The following is a 7,188-nucleotide window of genomic DNA, read 5'->3' on the forward strand; positions in this document are numbered from 1 at the left end:
AAGTTGAATTTAGAGAAGTAGGTGAAGGCATGTCTATGAACGAACAACAATCGTATGATGAGAGTCAGATACAGGTACTGGAAGGGCTTGAGGCCGTTCGTAAGCGTCCTGGTATGTATATTGGATCTACCAGTGGACGCGGCTTGCACCATTTGGTCTGGGAAGTTGTCGACAATAGTATTGACGAAGCTTTAGCCGGTTTTGCGAATAAAATTGATGTCATTGTTCACCAGGATAACAGCGTAACGGTCGTTGATAACGGACGGGGTATCCCGGTAGGTGAACATCCGAAGCTCAAAAAATCAACACTTGAAGTCGTTATGACGGTTCTCCATGCCGGTGGTAAATTTGGTGGAGGCGGATATAAAGTTTCAGGCGGTCTTCATGGTGTAGGTGTATCCGTTGTGAATGCCCTATCTGAGAAGGTAGTTGTACAAGTAAGCCGTGACGGGGAAATATATCAGCAAGAATACCGCCGCGGTGTGCCCCAATATGATGTGAAGGTAGTTGGTAAATCAGATATTACTGGAACAAGAACTACGTTCCATCCGGATCCGGAAGTGTTTACTGAGACTACTGTTTATGATTACAATATTTTGCTGTCACGGATTCGTGAGCTAGCCTTTTTGAATAAGGGCATTAACATTTCTATAACTGATGAGCGCACAGGTGATTCTGATTCATTTCACTATGAAGGCGGCATCATGGAATATGTTAAATTCCTGAATGGGAACAAGGAAGTTCTGCATGAACAGCCGATCTATGTTGAAGGCGCTCGTGATATGATTCAGGTTGAAGTTGCTCTGCAATACAATGAGAGCTATACAGAAAATATCCTTTCTTTTGCGAACAATATCCATACCCATGAAGGAGGGACTCATGAGTCTGGTTTCAAGAGTGCGCTGACCCGGATCATTAATGATTATGCTCGCAAGAACAATATCATTAAGGATAACAGCTCCAACTTGACCGGTGATGATGTACGTGAGGGATTGACGGCAATTATTTCTGTTAAAATCCCGGAGCCGCAATTCGAGGGTCAAACAAAGACAAAACTTGGAAATAGTGAAGTTCGCGGTATTGTTGAATCTCTGTTTGCTGAGAAGCTGCAGGAATTTATGGAAGAGAACCCTGCGGTATCACGAAAGGTTCTTGAAAAATCACTTCAAGCTTCCCGTGCTCGTGAAGCAGCTCGTAAGGCGCGTGAACTGACACGTCGCAAGAGTGCGCTTGAGGTTAGTGCTCTTCCTGGCAAACTGGCGGACTGTTCTTCCAAAGATGCATCTATTTGTGAGCTGTATATCGTCGAAGGTGACTCTGCAGGTGGATCTGCTAAGCAAGGCCGGGATCGTCACTTTCAAGCGATTTTGCCTCTGCGTGGTAAAATTCTGAACGTTGAAAAAGCTCGCTTGGATCGTATTCTCGGAAATGCGGAAATTCGTACGATCATTACGGCCCTCGGTACTGGTATTGGTGATGAATTTGATATTGAAAAAGCTCGTTATCATAAAGTCATTATCATGACGGATGCCGATGTCGATGGAGCGCATATTCGTACTTTGCTGTTGACGTTCTTCTTTCGTTACATGCGTAAAATTATTGATGCTGGATATGTATATATCGCTCAACCACCACTCTTCAAAATTGAGCGTAACAAAGTAATACGTTACGCAGGCTCTGAGAAGGAACGCGATGAGATCATTGCTGAATTTGGTGATAACGCGAAATTTAATATTCAGCGATATAAAGGTCTCGGAGAGATGAATGCAGCACAGCTCTGGGAGACAACGATGGACCCTGAGAGCCGTACGATGCAGCAGGTATCTATCTCTGATGCAATCAAGGCAGATGCTATTTTTGATACGTTGATGGGTGATGACGTAGAACCACGCCGTGACTTTATTCACGAACATGCAAAATATGTTAAGAACCTTGATATTTAATTTATTAAGTGACATAACATGTAGATAAACCATTTCAAAAAATACCGTCATTCGCTGACGGTATTTTTTGATACTTTTGAATATAGACTAGGCTTTCAAACGTCCATAAGCAACGGCGTAGCGACGTATTTTTTTATAAATATCCTTGTTCTGCAAGGTTTTGAAAGGGAATAAGGCAGGGAGGGTATTTACTTCGAGAATCCAGATTTTGAATCCTTGATCGATTGCTATATCAAGTCCGATTTCTTTTAAATTGCGATACTTACGGGCCAGAGTTGCTGCAGTATGGACACCTACGTTTTTCATTTCTTTGTACAGAGAGGCAAATTCTTTTGGTGTAAGGTAGGGACCCAGCAAATCCTCTATCGTCATAATTGAGCCACCGCCATGATGGTTGGTAATTATTTTTTGAGGTGCGGCAAGACGTCCAATAAATCCTGTGGTTTCCCAGGTACGTTGTGGAGTCAGTTGGACAAGTGCACGAAGATCAAATTTACGGCGCCTATAGGTAAGCATGTCGATTCCTTGTTGGATGAGGTTTAGCTTCTGTCCTATTTTTGCAGATATAGATGCATGAAGCTCTTCAAGGGTTGGAAATAGTTCACTCTCGATTCCATATCTAAGCTTATATTGTCTGATAGGTGCGGGATCTAGTTCATCAGTCCAGTATTCCGCACTCATTACTCCTATACCATAAGTCCCGAGATCCGGTTTAACATAAACGGTCCCATATAGTTCAAGCATCTCCTTTAGATGTTCTAAACTATATTTTCGAGTGTCGGGAATGTAGGGACGAAGGTATTCTCTATGCTTAAGGATTATTGTCTTTTTCCATTTGCTCGCAACTCTTTGAATTGGCAACTAAAGCTCCTTCCTTTCTGAACCCCCGGGTGCTTTCATATGATGCTGAAAAACATAGGACAGAAGAGATAAACAATGGTATAATAAAAAGATATGGGGATTTTATAAGTTTTTTGAGAATTTCATACACAATTTTGTTTCTATTCAAGTTCAAGAACTCCAAAACGACTATAAAAATGCCTATATGGTAGTGTATGAAGGAATGCATGAATGTGAATGGACACATCCCCATTTTGTAAATGCTTTGGGATTAAAGTAGGATAACGTCACGTTTAATTACACTAGTTTTGTGAAAGTAATATAATGACAAGTGGCGGTTTTCCTGCCCAAACAAGGGTTCATGGATAGATATTGAAGGAGGTCCAGCATGGCGGAAGAAAATTTCTCGCAAATTGTAGATCGGGACATTAATGTGGAAATGCGCGAGTCCTTTATGGATTATGCGATGAGCATTATTGTCAGCCGTGCTTTGCCGGATGTTAGGGATGGTCTGAAACCGGTACATCGACGCATTCTTTATGCAATGTCCGAGCTCGGTATGTATCCCGATAAGCCGTACAAAAAATCGGCTAGAATCGTCGGTGAAGTTATTGGTAAATATCATCCTCATGGGGATTCCGCGGTTTATGAAACAATGGTGCGGATGGCTCAGGATTTCTCTATGCGGTACATGCTTGTTGACGGTCACGGTAACTTTGGTTCAGTAGACGGTGACGGCGCAGCGGCAATGCGTTATACAGAGGCACGTCTTTCCAAGATAGCAATGGAAATGTTGCGTGATATTAATAAAGAGACGATCGACTTTATGCCGAACTATGACGGGGAAGAGCGAGAGCCGGTTGTACTTCCTGCTAGATACCCTAACCTGCTTGTTAATGGTGTGTCAGGGATAGCTGTTGGTATGGCGACTAACATTCCACCTCATAATTTGGGTGAAGTTATTGATGGTGTACAGGCCATCATTGAAAATCCTGAGATTGATTCACTTGATTTGATGGATTATATCAAAGGTCCTGATTTTCCTACTGGCGGTTATATTATTGGCAGAACAGGTGTCCGTCAAGCATATACAACTGGTCGCGGCTCGATTACAATGCGTGCGAAGACAACGATTGAAGAGAATAATAACAAAGCCCGCATTATAGTAGACGAGCTTCCTTATCAAGTTAACAAGGCACGACTCGTTGAGAAAATTGCCGAGTTGGTTAGAGAGAAAAAAATCGATGGTATTACCGATTTGCGCGACGAGTCAGACCGTAATGGTATGCGCGTTGTTATCGAACTGCGTAGAGATGTAAATCCAAATGTTGTCTTAAACAACCTGTACAAGCATACAGCGTTGCAAAGCACATTCGGAATTAACATGCTTGCTATCGTGAGCAATGAGCCGAGGATCCTTACGCTGAAGGAAGTTCTACAACATTATTTAGACCATCAAATGGTAGTTATTCGTCGCCGGACGGAATTTGAGCTGAAGAAAGCAGAAGCACGCGCTCATATTCTGGAAGGCTTGCGTATTGCTCTGGATCATTTGGATGAAGTGATCGCACTCATTCGTGGTTCACAGACCACAGAAATCGCCCGTAACGGGTTGATGGAACGTTTTGGACTTAGCCTTGAGCAAGCTCAGGCGATTCTGGATATGCGTCTGCAACGTCTGACAGGACTCGAACGTGAGAAGATCGAGAGCGAGTATCAAGAACTGCTTCAAAAAATAGCAGAATACCGTGAAATTTTGGCTAATGAATCACTCATTCTTCAAATTATTAGCGATGAGTTAAATGAGATTCGTGAAAAATTCTCAGATGATCGCCTTACTGAAATTACAGTGGGTGAAGAGAGTATTCTGGACGAAGACTTGATTCCACAAGAAGAAGTTGTTATTACGATTACTCATACTGGTTATATCAAACGTCTGCCAGTTACTACTTACCGTAGTCAAAAGCGTGGTGGCCGTGGTGTAGTTGGTATGGATACCAAGGATAATGACTTTGTGGAGCATCTATTCGTGACGAACTCTCACCATTACCTGATGTTCTTTACGGATCGAGGCAAGGCTTATCGCCTGAAAGCATATGAGATCCCAGAACTCGGCAGAACGGCTAGGGGGACTCCGATTATTAATCTGATTCAAATCGAGCAAGGGGAAACCGTAAATGCGGTAATTCCAGTAGAACGGTTTGATGAAGATAAATACCTCTTCTTTGCAACACGTCATGGTATCGTGAAAAAGACACCTATCGAGGATTATATTAACATCCGTAAAGGCGGTCTTATCGCTGTAAATCTGCGTGAGGATGATACACTGATTGATGTGAAGCTCACAGATGGCCAGCAAGAGGTTATTATGGGTACATCTCAAGGGATGTCGATCCGATTCTCTGAGAGCGATGTACGCTCCATGGGAAGAGCAGCAACAGGAGTAAAAGGTATTACTTTAGATAAAAATGACCAGCTGATTGGAATGGATGTAGTCGTTCCTGAGCAGGATATTCTAATTGTAACTACTAAAGGTTACGGTAAACGGACGCCAGTATCTGATTACCGGATTCAAAGCCGTGGTGGTAAAGGGATCAAGACGATTAATGTAACAGATAAGAATGGTCCTGTTATTGGCCTTAAAGTTGTTAAAGACGATGAGGATCTGATGATTATTACAAGCAGCGGAACCTTGATTAGAACGAGCATGGAAGGTATTTCGACTATGGGTCGTTATACGCAGGGTGTGAAGCTGATTAATATTCGTGAGGACGATTCAGTTGCTACAGTGTGTCGGTCCGACAAGAGTGAAGAGGAGCCAGAGGATCAGGAATTAACAGATTTAACTGGTGAAGAAAAACTGTCAACTGATTCACTAAATAACGGAAATACGGATGAAGAGGACTCTGCAGAGGGTTCTGAAGGTACAGAAGAGTAATTTATGTGTTATAGTGATTGCGGGCTTCCTATACGGAAGTCCGTTTTACTATTTTTATACATAGGGTTTAAAAAGAAGGATTGTTGGTCAATGGGTCTCGTAATATAATGGAAATAGTTAGTAGTGCTTTATCACTATTAGGGAGCTTACCCTAAAGTTGGACGATTGAGGAGAGAGTGAATATGGCAAGTATCTCAGTAATCGATGTGAAACCTGGAGTAACTATTGCAAACAATGTATATACCCTGATGGGTGGACTTTTGCTTAGAAAAGGAAAGGTACTGTTACCCAGAGATCTGGATATTTTGCGTGCCTTCATGGTTGAAGAAGTGGAAATAGAGGATTACCAGATACATAGTGAGAGTGAAGCGGCAGCCTCTCAGGAATCGGTTAATTCTTCTGCCACGGCTACAGCTGATCTTTCTCGAACGGGTCAATTTCAAAAAGAATATGACCGCATGCTCCATTTGATAAAGAGCGCTTTTCAATCTGTGCTTGCATCTGATTTGCCTATTTATGAATTACGGCATCAGTTGGAGAATCTAATCAAGCAATTGAAGCATTATAATGTCCTGACATTTGTACCACGCAATATGAATGAATACGATTATTTGTATCATCATGCCATTTTATCGTCATTAACCTCATATATCCTTGCTCAGTGGCATGGACTTCCTAAGCGGGACTGGATGCAGGTAGCCTTTGCCGGGTTGCTGCATGATATCGGAAATACAAAAATAGATCCACAAATATTATACACACCAAGACCGTTAACTGAATCAGAAGTAGAAGAAATGCGTATGCATACTACTTACGGTTACCAGCAATTACGCAAGACTGCAGCGATTAACGAAGGAGTGCGTTTAGCGGCATTGCAGCATCATGAAAAAATGGATGGCTCGGGTTATCCTTTTCGTCTCACAGGTGAAAAAATACATATCTATGCAAGGATCGTTGCTATTGCAGATATCTTCCATGCAATGACTTTAAACCGTAGATATCGTAAAGCGCAATCTCCTTATTTGGTATTAGAACAAATAAAGCTTGAAGCATTCGGTAAGCTCGATCCAAACGTTGTACAGACATTCGTCGATAAAGTTACTCAGTTCCATAATGGTATGAGAGTGCGTCTCAGCAATGATAAGATAGGAGAGATTGTATTCTCAGATCGCAATCACCCGACTCGGCCTATGGTGTCGATTCAAGGTGAGATTATCAACTTAATGCAGGAAACCCAGTTGCATATTGAGGAAGTTATTTCCTAAGGGTTGTATTATAAAGAGTATTGGGGTATAATATTAATCACTGCTGCGGAGGCAAGTAAAGTGAAACAAAAGAGTTTTAAAAATATTTTTAAAAAACTCTTGCATTATACCGCAGTACGTGATATATTATAAGAGTTGCTGCTGAACACGGTGGTCAACAAAAACGAAGTTGATCTTTGAAAACTGAACAACGAGTGAGTAT

Annotated in this window: 4 protein-coding genes; 3 read left to right on the forward strand and 1 reads right to left on the reverse strand. The window is 41.9% G+C overall.

Annotated features, from left to right (window positions below; translation table 11 throughout):
- Positions 1 to 29 precede the first annotated feature (29 nt).
- A complete protein-coding gene (gyrB, locus tag BLS49_RS11490; protein WP_091230053.1) occupies positions 30 to 1,943 on the forward strand; it encodes a DNA topoisomerase (ATP-hydrolyzing) subunit B in 1,914 nt (637 codons plus the stop codon).
- 87 nt (positions 1,944 to 2,030) lie between these two features.
- On the opposite strand, the gene BLS49_RS11495 is transcribed toward gyrB, so the two are convergent.
- Positions 2,031 to 2,804 carry a YheC/YheD family protein gene (locus tag BLS49_RS11495; protein ID WP_091230055.1) on the reverse strand — a complete coding sequence of 258 codons (774 nt, stop codon included), beginning with the start codon at positions 2,802 to 2,804 and terminating at the stop codon, positions 2,031 to 2,033.
- 367 nt (positions 2,805 to 3,171) lie between these two features.
- Between BLS49_RS11495 and gyrA the strand changes: the two genes are divergently transcribed.
- Together gyrA and BLS49_RS11505 are read left to right on the forward strand one after the other, a co-directional pair.
- Entirely contained in the window at positions 3,172 to 5,721 is a 2,550-nt protein-coding gene (gene gyrA, locus BLS49_RS11500) for a DNA gyrase subunit A (RefSeq protein ID WP_091230058.1), read from the forward strand.
- 182 nt (positions 5,722 to 5,903) lie between these two features.
- Positions 5,904 to 6,986: an HD-GYP domain-containing protein gene (locus BLS49_RS11505; protein WP_091230062.1), complete on the forward strand. Its 1,083-nt coding sequence runs from the start codon at positions 5,904 to 5,906 to the stop codon at positions 6,984 to 6,986.
- The last annotated feature ends 202 nt before the right edge of the window (positions 6,987 to 7,188 follow it).

Source organism: Fontibacillus panacisegetis, assembly GCF_900102215.1.
Lineage (GTDB): Bacteria > Bacillota > Bacilli > Paenibacillales > Paenibacillaceae > Fontibacillus > Fontibacillus panacisegetis.